The organism is Pantoea coffeiphila (genome assembly GCF_016909495.1).
In the GTDB taxonomy this organism is placed as follows: Bacteria; Pseudomonadota; Gammaproteobacteria; order Enterobacterales; family Enterobacteriaceae; genus Erwinia; species Erwinia coffeiphila.
In genome coordinates, this window is record NZ_JAFBFW010000010.1 from 22,292 (window position 1) to 43,688 (window position 21,397).

The following is a 21,397-nucleotide window of genomic DNA, read 5'->3' on the forward strand; positions in this document are numbered from 1 at the left end:
CAACTTCGGGCATAATTGGCCGAATTTCGGCATTTCTCATTTAAATATTGATTATGACTAAGGTAACCCATGGCTGAATGGAACGGCGAATATATCAGCCCTTACGCTGAACACGGTAAGAAGAGCGAACAGGTTAAGAAAATCACGGTATCTATTCCGTTGAAAGTACTTAAAATTTTGACCGACGAACGCACCCGTCGCCAGGTCAACAACCTGCGTCATGCCACCAACAGCGAACTGCTGTGTGAGGCATTCCTGCATGCCTTTACGGGCCAGCCTCTGCCTGACGATGTGGATCTGCGTAAAGAGCGCAGCGACGAGATCCCTGAAGAAGCAAAAGCGATTATGCGGGAAATGGGCGTCGATCCCGACACCTGGGAGTATTAACCCGTCGCAAACAGCTCGGTTATCCGGTCGAGCACCTGATGTAAAATCGGGTGCCCGGCCTGCCCCGGCTGCCAGATAGCGACCATCGTATGCACTATCCCGCTGTTCCCCATTTCAGTTTCAATCCGCTCAATATGACTTAGCCTGCCCTCCAGTAAATGTACCGGCAGAAAAGCCCAGCCTGCACCATTCTCCAGCAGCGATTCCAACAGCACGGCATCATTCACAAACTGCACGCGATCGGCGATCTGTAAGCGACGCGCCAGATGGTCTTCCAGGCCCTTATTCGGGATCAGCTGATTGCAGGCCGTCAGCGACAGTTGGCTGACGGGCCGATGCGTGAACAGCGAGGGGCTGGCATACACCCCCATTTCGATGCTGCCCACCGCGCGCCATTTAAAGCGCTCACTGACGGATTTGTTGACCGCCTGATAGATGCCAATATCGCTTTCGCCTTTTTGCAGCGCCTGCTCGGCCTCCTGACGGTCCTGATAACAGAGATTGAGCTGTACCCCCTGCCGACGGCATTCCTCCGCCAGTACGGTCAGTAGCTTGCGTGGCGTGAAAATGTCGTAGCTGAGGGTGAGCGTTTGGGGTGCTTGCTTTTGCTGCTGCATGGCCAGATAGCTGAACGCCTGAGCCTCGTGTAAAAACAGCCTTGCCCGGCGATAAAGCAGGCCGCCGCGCTCGGTTAGCGCAAACGGCCGACAGTGCCGATCGAACAGTGCATAGCCCAGATCCAGTTCCAGATAGTCCAGCAGCTCGCTGACGGTAGTACGATCTTTGTTCATCCGCTTCGCGGCGTGCGTAATGCTGCCGGACTCCACCACGCAGGCAAACGCTTCGATTTGCGCCAGTGAAAAATTAATGGCCATAAGCTCCCTGCTTAAAAAATACCGAAGGGGGAAAATCCCTCAGTTGCCGACTCTTTCCTTTTAAACGTGCTGGCTATGCTGACCATCAGTGAGCAAAAGGAGAAGACAATGAATAAAAAATTATCCAGCCTGGTGGCTGTAGCAATGGGTGCGTCCCTGGCCATCGCGACCATAGGCAGCGCCAGCGCCTGCACCCGCGCATTTTTAAATACCTATCCGGGCTATATGGTCAGCGCACGTAATCTTGATTTCTTCGGCCCGGTCGATCCTTCCCTGGTGATTACTCCACGAGGAATTGAGCACACAGGCAGTGACGGCCCAGGAGCGAAACAGTGGAAAACACGCTACGGTAGTGTAGTCATTTATGCTGACGGTGTTTTTCCAATGGATGGCATGAATGAGAAAGGCCTGGCGGGACACACGCAATATTACACCAACGGGAAACAGGTCCAGGCGGATAACAAGGATAAGCCCGAACTCGATAGCCGCGCATGGCTCAGCTATCTGCTGGATAATTTCGCCACGGTTGATGAAGCGGTGAAGGGTTTAGAGGATGTTCGTCTGGTCGCCAAAAAACTGCCGATTGATTACGCGTCGGATACGAAACATATCGCGCTGGAAGACGTCACCGGTGACTCAGCAATCATTGAAATTGACAACGGTAAGGTCAACATTTACCACAACCGCGACTATCGTGTGATGACCAATCCGCCGTCATACGATCGCCAGCTGGCAAATCTGAAAAAATATCAGGGTGTCGATGAAAACCATATTCCCGGTACGCAAAGCGCGGAAGACCGTTTTGTACGTACCAGCATCGGTGTAAAAAATATCCCGCAGCCGGATAATAAAGCACAGGCACAGGGATTTATTCTGTCGGTAGTCAATAATGCGGCATTCCCGATTAACTACCCGGACGCCAGCGATCCGATGGTGAAATCGATCACCGATGCGTACGCAAAATATTCGAAGTTCCCACAGGAGAATAAAGGCACGTCGACCTACTGGACGACCATTGCCGATCTCAGCCACGGTGAATATCACTTTAAATCGGTCTTCGCGCCATCAGAGGTGATGGTAAAACTGGGAGAGATTAACTTCTCGGCGGGTCAACCGGTAAAACGTATCGACCATCTGCAAAACTATGCGCAAAAAGGCTGGCAGGGTGACGTGCTGAAATACGCTAAGTCCTCCTGATTCCGGAAACAAAAAAACCAGCCTGAGCTGGTTTTTTTGTTCGTACATCCGAAACGTTGACCGTTTCTGACCGGCTGCTTATTTGCTGCCAGGGATGCTGAAACGCTTGTTGAAGCGGTCAACACGTCCACCAGTAGCAACGTCACGCTGCTTGCCAGTGTAGAACGGGTGACATTCGCCACAAACGTCCAGGTTCAGATCGCGACCCGTAGTAGAACGAGTTTTGATTTCGTTACCGCAAGAACATTTAGCAGTAATTTCAACGTAATTTGGGTGAATACCTTTTTTCATGGGAAACCTCAGTTAAGGCCGTGTCGCTCTCCCGCGCCAGGAATGTTTCCTGCACCGGCACCACACGAAGATTAATAGTCAGGTGATATACCCAAACCTCGAAGGTTACGGGCATCGCGATACAAAATACCGTATCAACGGCGGCGAATTATACAGAAATTAACCGTACGCTGCAATCGTATCCGCACATTGCGAACGACACAGTGTACACTAAATGGCCCTGCTTTTCACCCGGATGAAGCCATGCCCGTTGTTCAGGTCGCACTGCCCGTTCCACTTGCGCGCAACTTTGATTATTTGTTGCCACCCCACCTCAGCCACGCCGTTCCCGGTGGCCGCGTCAGCGTGCCGTTCGGTAAACGTAAAGCGATTGGCGTGGTGGTCAGTGTTGGTGAACACAGCGATTACCCTCGCGACCAGTTGAAAAGCGTGCATGAGGTGCTGGACAGTACCCCCCTGTTCTCACCTTCTTTATGGCATATCCTGCTGTGGGCGGCGGACTATTACCATTACCCGCTGGGGGAAGTGCTGTTCCATGCCATGCCGGTTCTGCTGCGGCAGGGAAAAGCCGCGGAAGAGGCCCCGCTCTGGCAGTGGGCCATCACCGAGCAGGGGCGCGCCACGCCGCCGGAAAGCCTGAAGCGTGCGCCAAAACAGCAGCAGGCGCTGGCCGCACTGCGCCAGCGAGCACTTTACCGGCATGAGGTCAGCCAGCACGATATCACCGAAGCAACATTGCAGGCGATCCGGGCGAAGGGACTGTGCGAACTTCACGCGGTGACCCGCGCGATGCAGGACTGGCGTGAAAACTTTGCGGTAAGCGGTGAGAGACTGCGGTTAAACACCGAACAGGCAACGGCAGTTGGCGCTATCCGCAGCGCCGACGATCGCTTCTCCGCCTGGCTCCTGGATGGAATCACCGGTTCGGGGAAAACCGAAGTTTATCTCAGCGTGCTGGAAAATATTCTGGCTAACGGACGCCAGGCGCTGGTGCTGGTGCCGGAAATTGGCCTGACGCCACAAACTATCGCCCGCTTTCGTGAACGCTTTAACGCCCCGGTGGACGTCCTGCACTCCGGGTTGAACGACAGCGAACGCCTGGCGGTTTGGTTGCGCGCTCGCAGCGGTGAGACGGCGATTGTCATTGGCACCCGCTCAGCGCTGTTTACGCCGTTTGCCCGACTGGGCGCCATCATTATTGATGAAGAGCACGACGGCTCATACAAACAGCAGGAGGGCTGGCGCTATCACGCCCGCGATCTGTCGGTGTTGCGTGCCCGCCAGGAAGATATTCCGGTGGTGATGGGGTCCGCGACGCCTGCACTTGAAACGTTACACAACGTGCAGCTGGGCAAATATCACCTGCTCAACCTCAGCAAACGCGCCGGAAATGCCACGCGCGCCACGCAGTTACTGATCGACCTGAAAGGCGTGAAACTCCAGGGCGGCTTATCTCCGCTGCTGATTAAAAAAATTGGCGAGCACTTAAAGGCGGATAATCAGGTTCTGCTGTTCCTTAACCGCCGTGGATTTTCCCCCACGTTGCTGTGCCACGAGTGCGGCTGGATTGCCGAATGCCAGCGCTGCGACCGCTACTACACGCTGCATCAGAATCAGCGCCAGCTACGTTGCCACCACTGCGATAGTCAGCGCCCGATACCGCATCAGTGCCCCCAGTGTGGATCGACGCATCTGGTGCCCGTCGGGCTGGGTACGGAACAGCTGGAACATAACCTCAGCACACTGTTCCCCGACGTGCCGCTGTCGCGTATCGACAGGGATACCACCAGCCGTAAGGGCGCACTGGAGCAGCAGCTGGCGGAAGTACATCGTGGCGGAGCGCGTATTCTCGTTGGCACGCAGATGCTGGCGAAAGGGCATCACTTTCCTGACGTGACGCTGGTTTCCCTGCTCGACGTTGACGGCGCGCTGTTCTCTGCGGATTTCCGCTCCGCCGAGCGCTTTGCCCAACTCTACACTCAGGTAGCAGGGCGAGCAGGACGGGCGGGCAAACAGGGGGAAGTGCTGTTGCAGACCCATCACCCGGACCACCCTTTACTGCAAACGCTGCTGAAGCAGGGCTACGATGCCTTTGCTAAACAGGCGCTCAGCGAGCGCAAAAGCGTATTTCTACCGCCCTTTACCAGCCACGCGCTGTTCCGCGCGGAGGATCACGATAATCAACAGGCTTCCCTGTTTCTTCAGCAGCTGCGCAACCTGCTGGAAGCCAGCCCGCTGAACGACGACGGCTTCTGGGTGATGGGGCCGGTGCCGGCTCTGCAGGCCAAGCGAAGCGGTCGATACCGCTGGCAGCTGTTGCTGCAACACCCTTCCCGCGCCGTACTGCAGCGGCTGATTAAATCCAGCCTGCCGCTTATCGGCACGCTTCCCCAATCACGCAAAGTGAAATGGTCGCTGGATATCGATCCCGCGGAGGGCTAATTCACCGGCACTGGTCGCACGGAAGCAGAATGCGTAAACGTTTGCATGGCAAAGTTGCGGCGTAGATCGAAAAAAGTCGCACAAGTCACATTTTTTATGCAAATTAAGTAACAGCAGTTCGCTGCATCTGTAAAAATGCGCAATGGTCAGCAAAGGGATACGCGGCCTGCCACTGAAAGAGCACATTATCACCCGTTAGTCAGGTCAGCTTCGGCTGGCGTGAGGAGAAAAGCGTTGGAGCACAATCAAGAGACAACAGCAGCGACCATGAAGGACGTAGCTGAAAAAGCAGGCGTATCAACGGCAACGGTCTCCCGTGCCCTGATGAACCCGGAAAAGGTCTCCGCCGCGACACGCAGTAAAGTTGAACAGGCGGTGATTGCCGTCGGTTATTCCCCGCATTCAATGACGCGCAGCGCCAGGCGTAGCGAATCACGGACTATTCTGGTTATCGTGCCGGATATCTGCGACCCGTTTTTTAGTGAAATGATTCGCGGGATCGAGGTTGTTGCCGCAGATCAGGGCTATCTGGTTCTGATTGGCGACTGTGCCCACCAGAATCAGCAGGAAAAATCGTTTCTGAATTTAATGCTGACGCGTCAAATCGACGGCATGGTACTGCTGGGATCGCAGCTACCTTTTGAAGCCGGGCTGGAAGAACAACGCAACCTGCCGCCGATGGTGATGGCCAACGAATTTGCACCAGAGCTTGAACTGCCCACCGTGCATATCGACAACCTGACCGCCGCGTTTGAAGCAGTAAATCATCTGCAAAAGCTGGGCCACCGCCGCATCGCCTGCATATCAGGGCCGGAAGATATGCCGCTGTGTCAGTATCGCCTGCAGGGCTACATTCAGGCCTTACGCCGCAGCGGTATGAGCGTGGACCCTCAGTACATCGTGCGCGGTGATTTTACCTTTGACGCCGGAACGCATGCGATGAAAAAGCTGATGGCGCTGCCAAAACCCCCCGATGCCCTGTTCTGCCATAGCGACATCATGGCGCTGGGCGCGATGTCGCAGGCGAAGAATATGGGCCTGAAAATCCCGAAGGACCTGTCCATTATTGGCTTTGATGACATTGAATTATCACGCTACAGTGACCCGCAGCTGACCACCGTTGCGCAGCCGCGATTTAACATTGGGCGCGAAGCGATGCTACTCTTGCTGGAACAGCTTCAGGGGCGGATGGTAAATGTTGGCTCTCGTCTACTGGATTTTGAGTTAAAGATCCGCGGTAGTACGGCACCCTCACTGCGCGATGAAGATTAACATATTGTGTAATGGTCATTTTCGCCAACTGCGACCTGGCGCAAAATCAGCGGATTCTTAGTAAGATCGCCGCTGGTCAAACTTCCGACCCTTAAGTAACATGACGGGCTGTAGCCGGGTGCCCATCGCGATTTTGCCCGGTCTTCTTTCATTGATTATTAACGGAACGATAGTGGCACAAAAAGATTATGTAGGCCGCGGGCGTTCGACAGGGACGCGTCGCAAGACCAACAGTCGCAGTAAAAAGCGCAGCGGTGGCTCAGGCGTATCAAAGTTTATGACCATGCTGGCCGTTGCAGTCCTCGTCACCTTTGTCGGTGGTTTGTGGTTTATTGCGCATCATAAAAAAGAAGACACCCCCGTCATCACCGATCATAAAGCCACCGGTAACGGCCTGCCGCCGAAACCCGAGGAACGCTGGCGCTATATCAAAGAGTTAGAGAATCGCCAGATAGGTGTGCCTACGCCGACAGAACCTTCATCCGGCGGTGAAGCCCATTCGCAGACACAGCTGACTAACGAACAGAGGCAGCTGCTGGAGCAAATGCAGGCCGATATGCGCCAGCAGCCAACCCAGCTGAATGAGGTGCCGTGGAATGAGCAAACCCCAGCTCAACGCCAGCAGACCATACAGCGTCAGAATCAGCTACAGCAGCAGTCACGTATGCCGCAGCAGGTTCAGCAGCAGCCGGTAAGAACCCAGCAAAACCAACCGGTGCAGACATATCAGCAACCTGCAAGAACGCAGCAGGCCCAGCCGGTACAGCAAAATCAGCAGCAGGTGCGAACCCAGCAGCAGACGCAACAGACCGAGCGAGCCGCGCAGCAGCAAAACCAGGCTCAGCAGAAACCGGCACCGATAACCCCTGTCACCCGTGAACCAGCACGGCAGCAGGAAGTTGCTGCTCAGCCAAAAGCTGAAACGAAGCCGAAAGAAGCCGAAAAAGAGAAGCAGCAGCGCTGGATGGTGCAGTGCGGTTCCTTCAAAGGAACTGACCAGGCGGAGTCCGTTCGCGCAGCGCTGGCCTTTGAAGGTTTCGAAAGCCGCATTACCACCGGCGGCGGCTGGAACCGCGTGGTGATTGGTCCGTATGGCAACCGTGCCGCCGCTGATAGCGCGCTGAAAAATCTTCGTGGTTCCGGCCACTCAAATTGTATTCCTCTCGCCGTTGGGGGTTGAAACCCCTAAAAGTCGCCCCATATCAGATTGCATCAGTGTCCCCGCACGAAAAGTGCGGGGACCTCACCAACTGCAACAAGGGGTCCGCCCGTGACAACAATAGTAAGTGTACGACGCAACGGCCAGGTAGTAATTGGCGGCGATGGCCAGGCTACCCTCGGTAATACCGTAATGAAAGGCAACGTTAAAAAAGTGCGTCGTCTCTACAATGACAAAGTCATTGCCGGTTTTGCTGGCGGTACCGCAGATGCTTTTACCCTTTTCGAACTGTTTGAACGCAAACTGGAAATGCACCAGGGACACCTGGTGAAAGCCGCGGTTGAGCTGGCAAAAGACTGGCGCACCGACCGTATGCTGCGCAAGCTTGAAGCGTTGCTGGCCGTCGCCGATGAAAATGCCTCGCTGATCATTACCGGCAACGGTGACGTTATCCAGCCAGAAAACGATTTGATTGCCATCGGTTCAGGTGGACCTTACGCACAGGCAGCCGCTCGTGCATTACTGGAAAACACTGACATTGGCGCGCGCGATATTGTGGAGAAAGCGCTGGGTATTGCAGGTGATATCTGCATCTATACCAACCACAACCTCACCATCGAAGAATTAGCGTCTAAAGCGTAAGGACCCAATTTATGTCTGAAATGACCCCGCGCGAAATCGTCAGCGAACTGAACAGATTCATCATCGGCCAGGACGGCGCCAAGCGCGCAGTGGCGATTGCCCTGCGTAACCGCTGGCGTCGTATGCAGCTGGACGAAGAGCTTCGCCATGAAGTCACGCCAAAAAATATTCTGATGATTGGCCCAACCGGCGTCGGTAAAACCGAAATCGCCCGTCGCCTGGCAAAACTGGCCAATGCGCCATTCATCAAAGTGGAAGCCACTAAATTCACCGAAGTGGGCTATGTAGGTAAAGAAGTGGATTCGATCATCCGCGATCTGACCGACTCGGCGATTAAAATGGTTCGCTCCCAGGCGATTGAAAAAAATCGCTACCGCGCTGAAGAAATGGCAGAAGACCGCATTCTTGACGTGCTGATCCCCCCGGCTAAAAACAACTGGGGCCAGTCGGAAGCGCCTGCCGAACCGTCTGCCGCACGCCAGTCCTTCCGCAAGAAACTGCGCGAAGGCCAGCTTGACGATAAAGAAATCGAAATCGATCTGGCCGCTGTTTCCGCCGGTGTTGAAATTATGGCACCTCCGGGCATGGAAGAGATGACCAGCCAGCTGCAATCGATGTTCCAGAATATCGGCGGCCAGAAGCAGAAGCCGCGTAAGCTGAAAATCAAAGATGCGATGAAGCTGCTGGTGGAAGAAGAAGCGGCCAAGCTGGTTAATCCGGAAGAACTTAAGCAGGATGCCATCGAAGCCGTAGAGCAGCACGGTATTGTGTTTATCGACGAGATCGACAAAGTCTGTAAGCGCGGCGAATCCTCAGGCCCTGACGTTTCCCGCGAAGGTGTTCAGCGCGATCTGCTGCCGCTGGTAGAAGGCTGTACCGTTTCGACCAAGCACGGCATGGTGAAAACTGACCACATTCTGTTTATCGCCTCGGGTGCATTCCAGGTTGCCAGCCCGTCAGACCTGATCCCTGAGCTTCAGGGGCGCCTGCCGATCCGCGTTGAGTTACAGGCGCTGACCACGCATGACTTCGAACGTATCCTGACGGAACCGAGCGCGTCGATCACCGTGCAGTACAAAGCGCTGATGGGTACTGAAGGCGTGGATATTAACTTTACCGAAGACGGCATCAGCAAAATTGCCGCCGCCGCCTGGCAGGTGAACGAAACCGCTGAGAATATCGGTGCACGCCGCCTGCATACGGTACTGGAGCGCCTGATGGAGGAAATCTCCTATGACGCCAGCGATCTGAACGGTCAGTCGATCACCATCGATGCCGAGTATGTCAGTAAGCATCTGGATGAACTGGTTGCAGACGAAGATCTGAGCCGCTTTATTCTGTAACGACGGTGAACTGCCGTACTACGGGGGCCAGTATATGGCCCCCGTTTTTTTTGGTTAAATTTCCAGCCAACTTGACCAGGGTTAATTCCTGGGGGCACTAAGCGCCTTACACTGCTTCTAAAACGTTGATCCGGCTTTTCCGGACCCGCCAATCAGAGCAGAGGCCTGCCTATGACCGACAACAGCCAGCTGGCTACCCCAATCAGTCACCCACAGGCATGGATTGAGAGTTTGCGCCCGCGCACGCTCCCGCTGGCCTGCGCATCGATAATTACCGGCAGCGCGCTGGCGTGGTGGCAGGGTTCATTCAATCTCACGACGGCACTGCTGGCACTGTTAACCACCGTGCTGCTGCAAATCCTCTCTAATCTGGCAAACGACTATGGCGATGCGGTAAAAGGCAGCGATACGCCGGCGCGTATAGGACCTCTGCGCGGTATGCAAAAAGGGGCAATTACCCAGCAGCAGATGCGAATGGCAATGGCTCTCGCCGTGGCACTATCAATGCTGAGCGGTATTATGCTGCTGATAAGGTCCTGCAAAACCCTGAGCGACATGCTGGGCTTTCTGTTGCTTGGCGCACTGGCAATCGTTGCCGCTATCGCCTATACGGTGGGCAGAAAACCCTACGGCTATCTTGGCCTGGGTGACGTATCGGTGATGATTTTCTTTGGCTGGCTTGGCGTTATCGGCAGCTGGTATCTGCAAACTCACCAATTTAATTTGCTACCACTGCTGCCCGCCACCGGCTGTGGTCTGATGGCAACGGCAGTGCTTAACGCCAACAATATGCGCGATATCGAAAACGATCGCCAAAACGGCAAATTCACCCTGGCAGTTCGCCTCGGCCCACGGCGCGCACGGCACTATCATGTCCTGCTGCTGGCGGGCGCGATAGCCAGCTTCACGCTGTTTACGCTGATGAATAATCCGCAGCCCTTCGGCTGGCTGTTCCTGCTGGCGGTGCCGCTGCTGTGGCAGCAGATGCGCTATGTGCTGCAGGAATCCAGCGCGATGGCAATGCGCCCGCTGCTGGTGAGAACGGTCAAAACGGCGCTGTTGATCAATGTGCTGTTTGCCATTGGACTGCTGTTGAGCTAATCGCGATGTACTTGACCCATCGTAACTTTTAACAATTGATGATTTTGCCAACAGTGACGATTAAGCGATATACTTAAGCTCCCTGTAGCAAACAGACGAAATCCCTATGAAATACGATACCTCAGAACTGTGCGACATCTATCACGAAGACGTGAATGTCGTTGAACCGCTCTTCTCAAACTTTGGTGGCCGCACCTCGTTTGGTGGGCAAATCATTACGGTAAAATGTTTCGAGGACAACGGTCTGCTTTATGATTTGCTGGAGGAAAATGGCCGGGGCCGGATACTGCTGGTTGACGGCGGCGGTTCCGTGCGTCGTGCGCTGGTTGATGCCGCACTGGCAAGGCTGGCAGTACAGAATGAATGGGAAGGCATTGTGGTCTACGGCTCAGTGCGCCAGGTAGACGACCTGGAAGAGCTGGATATCGGCATTCAGGCGATTGCTGCCATTCCTGCCGGCGCTGCCGGAGAAGGGATTGGTGAAAGCGATGTGCGCGTTAATTTCGGTGGCGTTACCTTCTTCTCTGGCGATCATCTCTACGCCGATAACACCGGTATGATCCTGTCTGAAGACCCGCTCGATCTCGAATAACGGATACAAAAACGGGTGCCGCTGGCACCCGCTCTCTGCAGACTCACTTTAATAAAAAGTGAAGTCTTACACTTCTTCCATTTTACCCAGCAGCGCACGCAGGCGATCCTGCCACACGTGCTGCTCTTCCTTTAGCTGCTGGTTTTCACGCACCAGCGCTTCGCTATTACCAGCAGCATGTTGAATTTGCTGATTCAGATTTCCATTCTGTTCTTTAAGCTCTTCGATCTCCATCTGCAACAGCGTGATGGTATCAATCGCCTGCTGCACTTTTGCTTCCAGTTTCTCGAATACTTCAAATGACATATCTATAACCTCTCCTAATCGCAGGGCGCTGATGATGCTAGCCGCAGGGATAAGGAGTGAACCGACATTCCGCGGATAACAACGATTCTTCGATTGTAAGTAGACGCGCATAGCAAGTCCAGCAGCTAAGCCAGTTGGGGTGCAGTCTGTAACAATTTTCAGCGTAGACCTGGTTTACGTAACATATTCACGCAATAAGGTGGGGGCGAGGTTAATGAGTTGAACATTTCGTTACCGCTTAAACGCGCAGCATAGTGATTTTAAGCACCCTGAAATACGCGAATTCGCTCATTTTTATGACACAGTACACAACTTTTGATTTCGCTATTTCTCGTTTATGCTCGTTAACGATAAATTCACATCAGCCCTACAAAAGACTTGGGCGGCTCAGGGAATGAGAAAAACGATGATAGTAAACTCTTAACTCGCCTTCAGGAATTTCAACATGAGTCATGCAACAAGCACACTTAAAGGACAATGCATCGCCGAGTTTCTTGGCACCGCGACCATCCTCTTCTTTGGTGCAGGCTGTGTCGCTGCGTTAAAACTCGCTGGTGCTGCTTTTGGCCAGTGGGAAGTCAGCATCGTGTGGGGTGTCGCCGTTGCCATGGCGGTCTACCTCAGCGCGGGCATCTCCGGTGCACATCTGAATCCTGCTGTCAGTATTGCCCTGTGGTTATTTGCCAATTTTGAAGGACGTAAATTGCTCCCCTACATCATTTCTCAGATAGCCGGCGCGTTCTGCGCGGCTGCGCTGGTGTACGGGCTCTACTACAATTTATTCCTCGACTACGAACAGACTCATCAGCTGGTACGCGGTAGCGTAGAAAGCCTGGACGTTGCTGGCGTGTTCTCAACCTATCCAAACCCGCATATCAGCGTGGGGCAGGCGTTCCTGGTTGAAGCCGTGATCACCGCCGTAATGATGGCGCTGATTATGGCCCTGACCGATGACGGCAACGGCCTTCCGCGCGGGCCTCTGGCACCGCTGTTGATTGGTCTGCTGATTGCCGTGATTGGTGCAGCAATGGGCCCGCTGACTGGATTTGCTCTGAACCCGGCACGTGATTTCGGTCCTAAGCTGTTCGCATCACTCGCAGGCTGGGGCAGCATGGCCTTCACCGGCGGTCGCGATATTCCTTATTTCCTCGTGCCAATCTTCGGGCCGATGCTCGGTGCAATCGTTGGCGCATTTGGCTACCGTTCTCTGATTGGCCGCAATCTGCCGGGCCAGACGGCGGTAAAGAAGGATGAAGTGGTGCAGCGCGCTGCACAGCGTAAAGCGTAATCCTGCTATACCCGCTCCGGCGGGTATAACTCTCGAACTCATCAGGAAGACATTATGACCGTAGAAAAAAAATATATCGTCGCACTCGACCAGGGAACTACCAGCTCACGTGCGGTAATTCTGGATCATGATTCCAACATCGTTGCCGTGTCGCAGCGCGAATTCCAGCAAATTTATCCGAAAGCGGGCTGGGTTGAGCATGATCCGATGGATATCTGGGCGTCACAAAGTTCAACCCTGGTTGAAGTGTTGGCACACGCGGACATCCGTTCTGATGAGATCGCCGCCATTGGTATCACCAACCAGCGCGAAACCACTATCGTCTGGGATAAAGAAACCGGTAAGCCAATCTATAACGCCATCGTCTGGCAGGACCCGCGTACCGCAGACTACTGCGCAAAACTGAAGAAAGAAGGCCTGGAAGAGTACATCCAGCACACCACTGGTCTGGTGATTAACCCGTACTTCTCCGGGACCAAAGTGAAGTGGATACTCGATCATGTAGAAGGCTCACGTGAACGTGCCCGCCGTGGCGAGCTGCTGTTCGGCACCGTCGATTCCTGGCTGGTGTGGAAAATGACACAGGGACGGGTGCACATCACCGACTTTACTAACGCCTCGCGTACCATGATGTTTAACATTCACAAGCTGGAGTGGGATCAGCGCATGCTGGACATCCTCGACATCCCGCGTGAAATGCTGCCTGAAGTGAAATCTTCTTCAGAAGTGTACGGCCAGACCAACATCGGTGGTAAAGGTGGTACCCGTATTCCTATCGCCGGTATCGCTGGCGATCAGCAGGCTGCTCTGTACGGTCAGCTTTGCGTGCAGCCGGGTATGGCGAAAAATACTTACGGCACCGGCTGCTTTATGCTGATGAACACCGGTAAAGAAGCAGTCACCTCAACTCATGGCCTGCTGACTACCATCGCCTGCGGTCCACGCGGCGAAGTGAACTATGCACTGGAAGGTGCCGTATTTATCGGTGGTGCATCCATTCAGTGGCTGCGTGACGAGATGAAGCTGATCAGCGATTCTGCTGATTCAGAATATTTTGCTACCAAGGTGAAGGATTCCAACGGCGTCTACATGGTTCCGGCCTTTACCGGCCTGGGCGCACCGTACTGGGACCCGTATGCACGCGGCGCGATCTTCGGTCTGACCCGTGGAGCAAATGCCAACCACATTATTCGCGCCACGCTGGAATCTATCGCTTATCAGACTCGCGACGTGCTGGAAGCCATGCAGAATGACGCCAATACCCGCCTGCAGTCGCTGCGTGTGGACGGCGGTGCCGTTGCCAATAACTTCCTGATGCAGTTCCAGTCGGATATCCTGGGCACCCGCGTTGAGCGCCCTGAAGTTCGTGAAGTGACCGCATTGGGTGCCGCGTATCTGGCAGGACTGGCGGTAGGCTTCTGGCAGGATCTGGAAGAGGTTCGCGCCAAGTCGGTTATCGAGCGTGAATTCCGCCCTGGCATCGAAACCACCCAGCGTAACGTGCTTTACGCGGGCTGGAAGAAAGCCGTTGCCCGCGCTCAGGCGTGGGAAGATCAGGACAACTAAGGATTTACCCGCCCGCAGTCGCCGACTGCGGGCACCTCCTCCCCTCCCCGCCTGTGATAAACTTCCCGCCTCATCACTTTTCCGAGGCACGTCATGAAACGAGAACTGGCAATTGAATTTTCACGCGTAACCGAAGCGGCGGCGCTGGCTGGCTATAAATGGCTGGGGCGCGGTGACAAGAATGCGGCCGATGGCGCGGCGGTACACGCCATGCGCATCATGCTTAACAAGGTGGATATTGACGGTCAGATCGTGATTGGCGAAGGGGAAATTGATGAAGCGCCGATGCTGTACATCGGCGAAAAAGTGGGCAGTGGCAGTGGCGATGCGGTGGATATTGCCGTTGATCCGATCGAAGGTACGCGTATGACGGCCCTGGGCCAGGCGAACGCACTGGCGGTGCTGGCGGTCGGCGATAAAGGCACCTTCCTGCATGCCCCCGATATGTATATGGAAAAGCTGGTTGTCGGCCCCGGCGCGAAAGGCGCTATCGACCTGAACCTTCCGCTGGAAGAGAACCTGCAGCGTATTGCTACCGCGCTCGACAAGCCGCTCAGCGAGCTGACCGTCACGCTGCTGGCGAAGCCGCGCCACGATGCGGTGATTGCCCGCCTCCAGCAGCTTGGTGTACGCGTATTCACCTTCCCGGATGGCGATGTAGCAGCATCAATCCTTACCTGCATGCCGGACAGCGAAGTAGACGTGATGTACGGTATCGGCGGCGCGCCGGAGGGCGTGATCTCTGCGGCAGTGATCCGCGCACTGGATGGCGATATGCAGGGCCGTTTACTGGCTCGTCATGAGGTGAAAGGCGATACGGCGGAAAACCGTCGTCTGGGCGAGCAGGAAGTTCAGCGCTGCCATGAAATGGGCATTGATGCCGGGAAAGTATTGCTGCTCGATCAGATGGCGCGCAACGATAACGTGATCTTTTCTGCCACCGGCATCACCAGCGGCGATCTGCTGAAGGGCATCACCCGGAAAGGCAATATGGCGACCACCGAAACGCTGCTGATCCGCGGTAAATCTCGCACCATTCGCCGTATCCAGTCCATTCACTATCTCGACCGTAAAGACGACAATCTTCATCCATTTATTCTGTAATTCACTCGCCGGGGCCAGCCGCTGATTGCTGGCTCCGGCGTTGCTGGTTTAGCGTCAAACGGTCTGCGGCTCCGGACGCTTCGACAGCGGCAGCCAGCAGAACAGAATTAACAGCGAAGTCGCAAACATCAACATCCCGAGGCTGAACTGCCCGTTTTGCGGCAGCAGCGCAGAAAGCCAGGCAGTCAGCCCCGATCCCAGATTCTGCAACCCACCGACCAGCGCACCGGCAGTGCCCGCCATATAGGGCCAGGGCTCCATCGCTCCGGTTGTGGCCAGCGGAAACAGCATGCCTGCGCCAAAGAAAAACAGTGAAGCGGGCACAATCAGCGTCCACAGATTCATCACGCCCAGCCAGCCGGGGAGCCACATCAGTACGCCTGCCAGCAGGCAGCTGTTCACCGCATACCACATAATGGTGGTGAAGGGCTTATCGCTTTTACCGGCAAACCAGGCGCCAAAAAACGCCGCCGGCAGCGGCAGGATAAACAGCAAACTGACGGCGAAGCTGCTCATTCCCAGAACGCCGCCCATCAATACGCCGCAGCTGGCTTCAAATACCGCAATACCGGCCAGCGCACCGATCAGAATTACCAGATAGCGTACAAAGCTGCTGTCGGCCAGCAGGGGACGATAGCGTGAAAATAGCGGGCGAGGCTGCACGGTCTGCGGGCGTGTTTCCGGCATCCATCGCAGAATGGCGCAGCTGACCATCAGGCACAGCAGCAGGAGAAACGCAAAGCACGCCTGCCAACCGAACAGCCGGGTCAGTCCTGCACCGATTAGGGGAGCGATCAGCGGGCTTATAAGGATACCCATATTTAACAGGCTGTTGGCATGGCGCAGCGCCCTGCCCTCATACAGATCGCGCGGCATGGTCCGTGCCATTACGCCCGCCACCCCCGTCCCCAGCCCCTGGATCGCCGCCCCCAGCACCAGCCCGTTCAGGCTGTGCGCCAGCAAAGCCGTCAGCGAGCCGAGGATAAATATCCCCATACCGAGCAGAACCACCGGCCGTCGGCCAATACTGTCCGAGAGCGGGCCATAAAACAGCTGAGAGGCACCGTAGGTCATCAGATATGCCGCCATCACCCGCTGAACGGCACCGTCGCCAACATGAAATGCCGCCGCAATGGTGGACATCGCCGGAACATAAATAGTCTGCGCCATTTGTCCAACCGCCAGCAGGGCAATCAACATCACTAACAGATGTCCATTTTCAATCTTTTTCATCGCGCCATATCAGTATAAATAACGGTAAAATTTTTCGTATCCAGAGGATCAGACAAATGGATACGCTCATTGCCGGAGAAAATATCAGGAATGGATGACAAAGCGAGGACTGAACCCAAAATAAGCCACCTGCACCTGTCACTAAAATCGGGCGCAGCTGTAAAACAATTTTTACGCTAAGGTAAATTCGTGCGCATACTTTGTTTATACGAGCTTTACCGCCGCCGGAAACTGGAAAAACCACTCACAGCTGACGAAGATAGCCGCAGAGAAGCCAATCCTGCCGCAACTGAGTTAAGGAGTTTGTTATGGCCGCCTGGGTCAACGCCCGAGTAGAAAAAGTGACGAACTGGACGGAGAGCCTGTTCAGTATCATTGTGACCGCCCCCATCGACCCCTTTACCGCCGGTCAGTACGCCAAGCTGTCGCTGGAAGTTAACGGTGAACGCGTGGTTCGCGCCTATTCCTTTGTGAATGCACCGAGTAATAAAAATCTTGAGTTCTATCTGGTGCTGGTTCCTGAGGGTAAGCTCAGCCCGCTACTGTATGCGCTGAAGCCGGGTGATGAGGTAATGATTACCCAGGACGCGCAGGGCTTTTTTGTTATCGAAGAAATTCCGCAATGCGATACGCTGTGGATGCTGGCAACAGGTACCGCCATTGGCCCTTATCTGTCGATTTTAGAAGAAGGGAAAGGGCTGGATCGCTTTAAGAATATCGTACTGCTTCATGCCGCGCGCTACGCCCGGGATTTGAGCTATCTGCCGCAGATGCAGCAGCTACAGCAGCGCTATAACGGCCAGCTGCAGATTCAAACGGTAGTGAGTCGTGAAGAAGCCGAAGGCTCGCTGACCGGCAGGGTGCCGGCACTGATTGCCAGCGGCCAGCTGGAGGCCGCAACCGGCCTGAAAATCGATGCTGAGTCGAGCCACGTCATGCTGTGCGGTAACCCGGAGATGGTAAAAGACACCCAGCAGCTGTTGAAAGATACGCGCGGAATGCGCAAGCACTTCAAGCGTAAACCGGGCCACATGACCAGCGAACACTACTGGTAATCAGGCTGTTCCACGGCGCAGGAACACCACATACTGCGCCGTCTTACCGTAACGGTTATCGCCATCCGTACCGCGGAAGAAGCCAAGTTCAACCATCATGCTGACCAGAATCAGCGTGGGGATAAAACGCCCCACCAGCCACTGCGCATCGGCCGGCAGCATCGACCAGTTACCGGCCATCAGCACCCACGCGAGGATCAGCAGCAGCGCCCACTGGCCGCCCTTGTTGCGGTCGTGTAATCGTTTCACCAGCACTGCGCTGACCGGCCACAGCAGCGCCACCACGCAAAATGCCGCCAGTTGCATATCCATCAAACCGTTACCGGCAAGACTAAACAACAGCGTCAATAGCAGTATCCAGACCACCTGCCAGATCCAGAAATCCCGCCGCCTGAGACGGCCACGAAACGAGAAACACCATTGTTGTAGAGTCATTATTTTTCCCAGTGTCAGGGTGCCCTTTGACTTTTCCAGTCATTGTCCGTTTTAATCTTGAGCAGAGTTTACTGGTTAGGGCCATGAAAATGAATCAAGCGATCTGGGCAGCGATTATCCTGCTGACCACACTGAACATCGCTACAGCAAAAGCCGATCCCGATCCTCAGGACCGGGCAGAACATATGCCTGCGGCACCCTATCTGCAAATGGGGGCCCCAACCTTTGATATGACCATTGGCCAGTTTCGTGAAAAATATAATGCTGCCAACGCAACGTTACCGTTAGGTGAATATCGCGCAATTGACACACCCGATGATAAAAGCAATCTGACCCGTGCCGCCAGTAAGATCAACGAAAATCTTTACGCGTCCACGGCACTTGAACACGGCAGCGGGAAAATCAAAACGCTACAGCTCACCTGGCTACCCATACCCGGGCCGGAACAGAAAGCCGCGCGGGAAAAGGCACTGGCCTATATGGCGGCGTTTGTGCGGTTCTTTGAACCGATGCTCAGCGATGAACAAAGTCAGAAACGGGTGAACGATCTGCTGGCGAAAGGCAAGAATTCGCGATATTACCAACAGACGGAGGGGGCGTTGCGCTACATTGTGGCGGATAACGGCGAAAAGGGGCTTACTTTCGCGATCGAACCGCTAAAACTGGCTCTCGCGGCCCCCTGAATCGATTCATGCAAACGATGACGAAAAGCAAAGCCTTTCGCATATTTGATCTCTATACTGTCGGCAGACAACGCTGCCTGCCGGCAGCTTTAATACTCTCTAAGCGTGGAGGATACAATGCGACATCCATTAGTGATGGGTAACTGGAAACTGAACGGTAGCAAGCACATGGTCAATGAGCTGATCGCCGGTCTGCGTAACGAACTGAGCGGTGTTGACGGTTGTGGCGTGGCAATTGCCCCACCGGCGATCTATCTGGATCAGGCAAAACATGCCATTTCCGGTAGCCATATCGTACTGGGTGCGCAGAACGTTGACGTGAACCTGTCAGGTGCGTTCACCGGCGAAACCTCTGCCGACATGCTGAAAGATATCGGTGCGCAGTACATCATTATCGGTCACTCTGAGCGTCGTACCTATCACGCCGAGAGCGACGAATTCATTGCTAAAAAATTCGCCATCGTGAAAGCGGCAGGCCTGGTGCCAGTTCTGTGCATCGGTGAAACCGACGCTGAAAACGAAGCGGGCAAAACCGAAGAAGTTTGCGCTCGTCAGATCGACGCGGTGCTGAAAACTCAGGGCGCTGAAGCCTTCAACGGCGCGGTTATCGCCTATGAGCCAGTATGGGCCATCGGTACCGGCAAATCAGCCACCCCTGAGCAGGCTCAGGCGGTACACAAGTTCATCCGTGACCATATCGCGAAGCAGGATGCGGCCGTGGCAGCACAGGTCATCATCCAGTACGGCGGTTCCGTTAACGATAAAAACGCAGCAGAGCTGTTCGGTCAGCCGGACATCGACGGCGCGCTGGTTGGCGGTGCATCGCTGAAAGCCGACGCGTTCGCGGTTATCGTGAAAGCCGCTGCCGCAGCGAAAAAAGCCTGATCCTCATCCCTGCCCTTCGGGGCAGGGATAGTTAGCCAAACTCCTCCACCAGCGCCTTCAGTCTGGCCGCACTCGCGGCAAAACCACCTTCCGGCAAATTAGTCACCCCTAAAACCAGCCCGCAGTAAGCCGTTTTATCCTGATACCACACCGACAGCGGTGACGGGGCCATACCGTACGCCAGCGCCGCCTTTGCAATCTGTACATCGCGCGTGCCCTGCGGCAGGGGAATAATCACCGCCAGTGCCGCACGCGACAACGCTGTAAAATGCGGCTCAAGCGCCTGTAGCAGCTCGTTAAGCCGGGCGGCATACAGCCGCTTCATCCGCCGCAGATGGCGCATGTAGTGCCCCTCATGCAGAAATTCCGCCACCGCGTTATGCAGAACGGATGACGATGCCGGAGCCAGCAGCGCCACCGTTTCCGCAAAATGCCCGGCCAGCGCGTCCGGCACCACCAGATACCCCATACGTAGCGCCGGGCTGAGCGTTTTACTGAACGTGCCGATATGCAACACGCGCTCTGCATCCAGCGCCGCCAGGGCAGGAGCCGCCCGACCCTGCAATTGCAGTTCGCCAAGATAATCATCTTCGATAATCCAGCTATCCTGCCGCCGCGCCCAGGCCAGCAGCTCGCCGCGGCGCGCAAGCGATAATGTCACGCCGAGCGGTGACTGCTGCCCCGGCGTCACCAGCGCCACGCGGGCGTCGTCCGCCAGCCGTATACCGTCCGCAACGGAAATTCCCTGCTCATCTACCGGCACCGGAACCGCCTCGATTCCGGCCAGGTTCAGTGCACGGCGAGCCAGCAGATAGCCCGGATCTTCGCTCCAGGCACGCGAACCGTGCAGCCCTAACGCCAGGCAGATAATGCCCAGCGCACCGGTATAGCCATTGGTGATAATGACCTGCGAGGCCTGGCAGCGGATACCGCGCGCCAGCGACAGATAGCTCACCAGCTCCTGACGCAGTGCCAGGCTGCCGCGCGGATCGGCATACCCCGTTGCCCCTCCGGCAATCTCCCGAACGTGACGGGCCAGAATGCGCGACCAGACTTTGGCCGGAAAAGCATCGCTGGCAGGAGCTCCCATCTGAAAAGTCATTGGCACCACGTCAAAGGCATGGACGACATCCGCCAGCGGGGCCAGCACCGGTGCATTCTGCGGTATTGCGTGGGCGGCGGGCAGAACGGCACTGACCCAGGTTCCTGCCGCACCACGGGCCACCAGCAGCTGGCTGTCTACCAGCAAATCGTAGGCGTTGCGCACCGTACCGCGCGCAACGCCCAGCGCAACCGCCAGATCGCGGCAGGAAGGCACGCGCGATCCCGCCGGGAGGCGACCTTCCGCAATCGCCTGGGCCATCCCGGCACGAATCTGCTCCGTCAGCGAACGATCGGCATAGCGCTGCAGGCCAATCTGTTCCGCCGTCTGCACGGCAGATGGACCACTGTTTTTGTCAATTCCTGGCACTTTTATTGCCCCATCAAACCGATGAAAATAGTCATCAGCAGCGAATGCTGTCGATCATTCACGCCAATCC

The 21,397-nt window shown here is 55.5% G+C and carries 21 protein-coding genes; 15 read left to right on the plus strand and 6 right to left on the minus strand.

From position 1 onward, the window contains the following. Positions 1 to 69: 69 nt before the first annotated feature. Positions 70 to 387 carry a met regulon transcriptional regulator MetJ gene (metJ, locus tag JOE09_RS23540; protein ID WP_013200201.1) on the plus strand — a complete coding sequence of 106 codons (318 nt, stop codon included), beginning with the start codon at positions 70 to 72 and terminating at the stop codon, positions 385 to 387. Here the strand turns inward: metJ and JOE09_RS23545 are convergent. After that, positions 384 to 1,262, minus strand: a complete 879-nt coding sequence (locus JOE09_RS23545) for a LysR family transcriptional regulator (RefSeq protein WP_205067550.1) — start codon at positions 1,260 to 1,262, stop codon at positions 384 to 386. The two genes, metJ and JOE09_RS23545, sit on opposite strands and share 4 nt — an antisense overlap. A 108-nt stretch (positions 1,263 to 1,370) precedes the next feature. Between JOE09_RS23545 and JOE09_RS23550 the strand changes: the two genes are divergently transcribed. Beyond that, positions 1,371 to 2,459, plus strand: a complete 1,089-nt coding sequence (locus JOE09_RS23550; protein ID WP_205067551.1) for a linear amide C-N hydrolase — start codon at positions 1,371 to 1,373, stop codon at positions 2,457 to 2,459. A gap of 78 nt (positions 2,460 to 2,537) precedes the next feature. Here JOE09_RS23550 and rpmE read toward each other — a convergent pair whose 3' ends face one another. Next, positions 2,538 to 2,750 (minus strand): 50S ribosomal protein L31, encoded by a 213-nt coding sequence (gene rpmE, locus JOE09_RS23555; protein ID WP_105594495.1) that lies wholly within the window; start codon positions 2,748 to 2,750, stop codon positions 2,538 to 2,540. Between the two features lie 243 nt (positions 2,751 to 2,993). Between rpmE and priA the strand changes: the two genes are divergently transcribed. From priA to rraA, 7 genes are all read left to right on the plus strand, one after another. Then, a complete protein-coding gene (gene priA / locus JOE09_RS23560; protein ID WP_205067552.1) occupies positions 2,994 to 5,192 on the plus strand; it encodes a primosomal protein N' in 2,199 nt (732 codons plus the stop codon). A 234-nt stretch (positions 5,193 to 5,426) separates the two neighbouring features. Then, positions 5,427 to 6,464, plus strand: a complete 1,038-nt coding sequence (cytR, locus tag JOE09_RS23565; protein ID WP_205067553.1) for a DNA-binding transcriptional regulator CytR — start codon at positions 5,427 to 5,429, stop codon at positions 6,462 to 6,464. A gap of 172 nt (positions 6,465 to 6,636) precedes the next feature. Further along, positions 6,637 to 7,644, plus strand: a complete 1,008-nt coding sequence (gene ftsN / locus JOE09_RS23570; RefSeq protein WP_205067554.1) for a cell division protein FtsN — start codon at positions 6,637 to 6,639, stop codon at positions 7,642 to 7,644. Positions 7,645 to 7,734: 90 nt separating this feature from the next. Next, entirely contained in the window at positions 7,735 to 8,265 is a 531-nt protein-coding gene (gene hslV / locus JOE09_RS23575) for an ATP-dependent protease subunit HslV (protein WP_105594491.1), read from the plus strand. A gap of 11 nt (positions 8,266 to 8,276) precedes the next feature. Next, complete coding sequence (hslU, locus tag JOE09_RS23580) at positions 8,277 to 9,608, plus strand: HslU--HslV peptidase ATPase subunit (RefSeq protein WP_205067555.1); 1,332 nt, start codon at positions 8,277 to 8,279, stop codon at positions 9,606 to 9,608. Between the two features lie 171 nt (positions 9,609 to 9,779). Then, on the plus strand, positions 9,780 to 10,709 hold the full coding sequence (locus JOE09_RS23585; protein ID WP_205067556.1) for a 1,4-dihydroxy-2-naphthoate polyprenyltransferase: 930 nt from the start codon (positions 9,780 to 9,782) through the stop codon (positions 10,707 to 10,709). 106 nt (positions 10,710 to 10,815) lie between these two features. Next, positions 10,816 to 11,301, plus strand: coding sequence for a ribonuclease E activity regulator RraA (gene rraA, locus JOE09_RS23590; protein ID WP_105594488.1), 486 nt, complete (start codon positions 10,816 to 10,818; stop codon positions 11,299 to 11,301). A 66-nt stretch (positions 11,302 to 11,367) separates the two neighbouring features. Here the strand turns inward: rraA and zapB are convergent, their stop codons facing one another. Further along, complete coding sequence (gene zapB / locus JOE09_RS23595; protein ID WP_105594487.1) at positions 11,368 to 11,607, minus strand: cell division protein ZapB; 240 nt, start codon at positions 11,605 to 11,607, stop codon at positions 11,368 to 11,370. Between the two features lie 445 nt (positions 11,608 to 12,052). On the opposite strand from zapB, the gene JOE09_RS23600 reads away from it, so the two are divergent. The 3 genes from JOE09_RS23600 to glpX all read left to right on the plus strand — a co-directional run bounded on the left by JOE09_RS23600 (position 12,053) and on the right by glpX (position 15,565). Further along, on the plus strand, positions 12,053 to 12,895 hold the full coding sequence (locus JOE09_RS23600; RefSeq protein ID WP_105594486.1) for an MIP/aquaporin family protein: 843 nt from the start codon (positions 12,053 to 12,055) through the stop codon (positions 12,893 to 12,895). A gap of 54 nt (positions 12,896 to 12,949) precedes the next feature. Further along, positions 12,950 to 14,461: a glycerol kinase GlpK gene (gene glpK, locus JOE09_RS23605; protein ID WP_105594485.1), complete on the plus strand. Its 1,512-nt coding sequence runs from the start codon at positions 12,950 to 12,952 to the stop codon at positions 14,459 to 14,461. A gap of 93 nt (positions 14,462 to 14,554) precedes the next feature. Next, on the plus strand, positions 14,555 to 15,565 hold the full coding sequence (gene glpX, locus JOE09_RS23610) for a class II fructose-bisphosphatase (RefSeq protein WP_205067557.1): 1,011 nt from the start codon (positions 14,555 to 14,557) through the stop codon (positions 15,563 to 15,565). 54 nt (positions 15,566 to 15,619) lie between these two features. Here the strand turns inward: glpX and emrD are convergent, their stop codons facing one another. After that, positions 15,620 to 16,798: a multidrug efflux MFS transporter EmrD gene (emrD, locus tag JOE09_RS23615; protein ID WP_205067558.1), complete on the minus strand. Its 1,179-nt coding sequence runs from the start codon at positions 16,796 to 16,798 to the stop codon at positions 15,620 to 15,622. Between the two features lie 308 nt (positions 16,799 to 17,106). Between emrD and fpr the strand changes: the two genes are divergently transcribed. Further along, a complete protein-coding gene (gene fpr, locus JOE09_RS23620) occupies positions 17,107 to 17,853 on the plus strand; it encodes a ferredoxin--NADP(+) reductase (protein WP_200547461.1) in 747 nt (248 codons plus the stop codon). On the opposite strand, the gene JOE09_RS23625 is transcribed toward fpr, so the two are convergent. Beyond that, positions 17,854 to 18,288 carry a DUF805 domain-containing protein gene (locus JOE09_RS23625; protein WP_205067559.1) on the minus strand — a complete coding sequence of 145 codons (435 nt, stop codon included), beginning with the start codon at positions 18,286 to 18,288 and terminating at the stop codon, positions 17,854 to 17,856. 89 nt (positions 18,289 to 18,377) lie between these two features. Between JOE09_RS23625 and JOE09_RS23630 the strand changes: the two genes are divergently transcribed. Both JOE09_RS23630 and tpiA read left to right on the plus strand, forming a co-directional pair. Next, positions 18,378 to 18,971: a YiiQ family protein gene (locus JOE09_RS23630; RefSeq protein WP_205067630.1), complete on the plus strand. Its 594-nt coding sequence runs from the start codon at positions 18,378 to 18,380 to the stop codon at positions 18,969 to 18,971. Between the two features lie 117 nt (positions 18,972 to 19,088). Then, positions 19,089 to 19,856: a triose-phosphate isomerase gene (gene tpiA, locus JOE09_RS23635; protein ID WP_205067560.1), complete on the plus strand. Its 768-nt coding sequence runs from the start codon at positions 19,089 to 19,091 to the stop codon at positions 19,854 to 19,856. Between the two features lie 31 nt (positions 19,857 to 19,887). On the opposite strand, the gene pdxR is transcribed toward tpiA, so the two are convergent. Then, positions 19,888 to 21,327 carry a MocR-like pyridoxine biosynthesis transcription factor PdxR gene (gene pdxR, locus JOE09_RS23640; RefSeq protein WP_205067561.1) on the minus strand — a complete coding sequence of 480 codons (1,440 nt, stop codon included), beginning with the start codon at positions 21,325 to 21,327 and terminating at the stop codon, positions 19,888 to 19,890. Between the last annotated feature and the right edge of the window lie 70 nt (positions 21,328 to 21,397).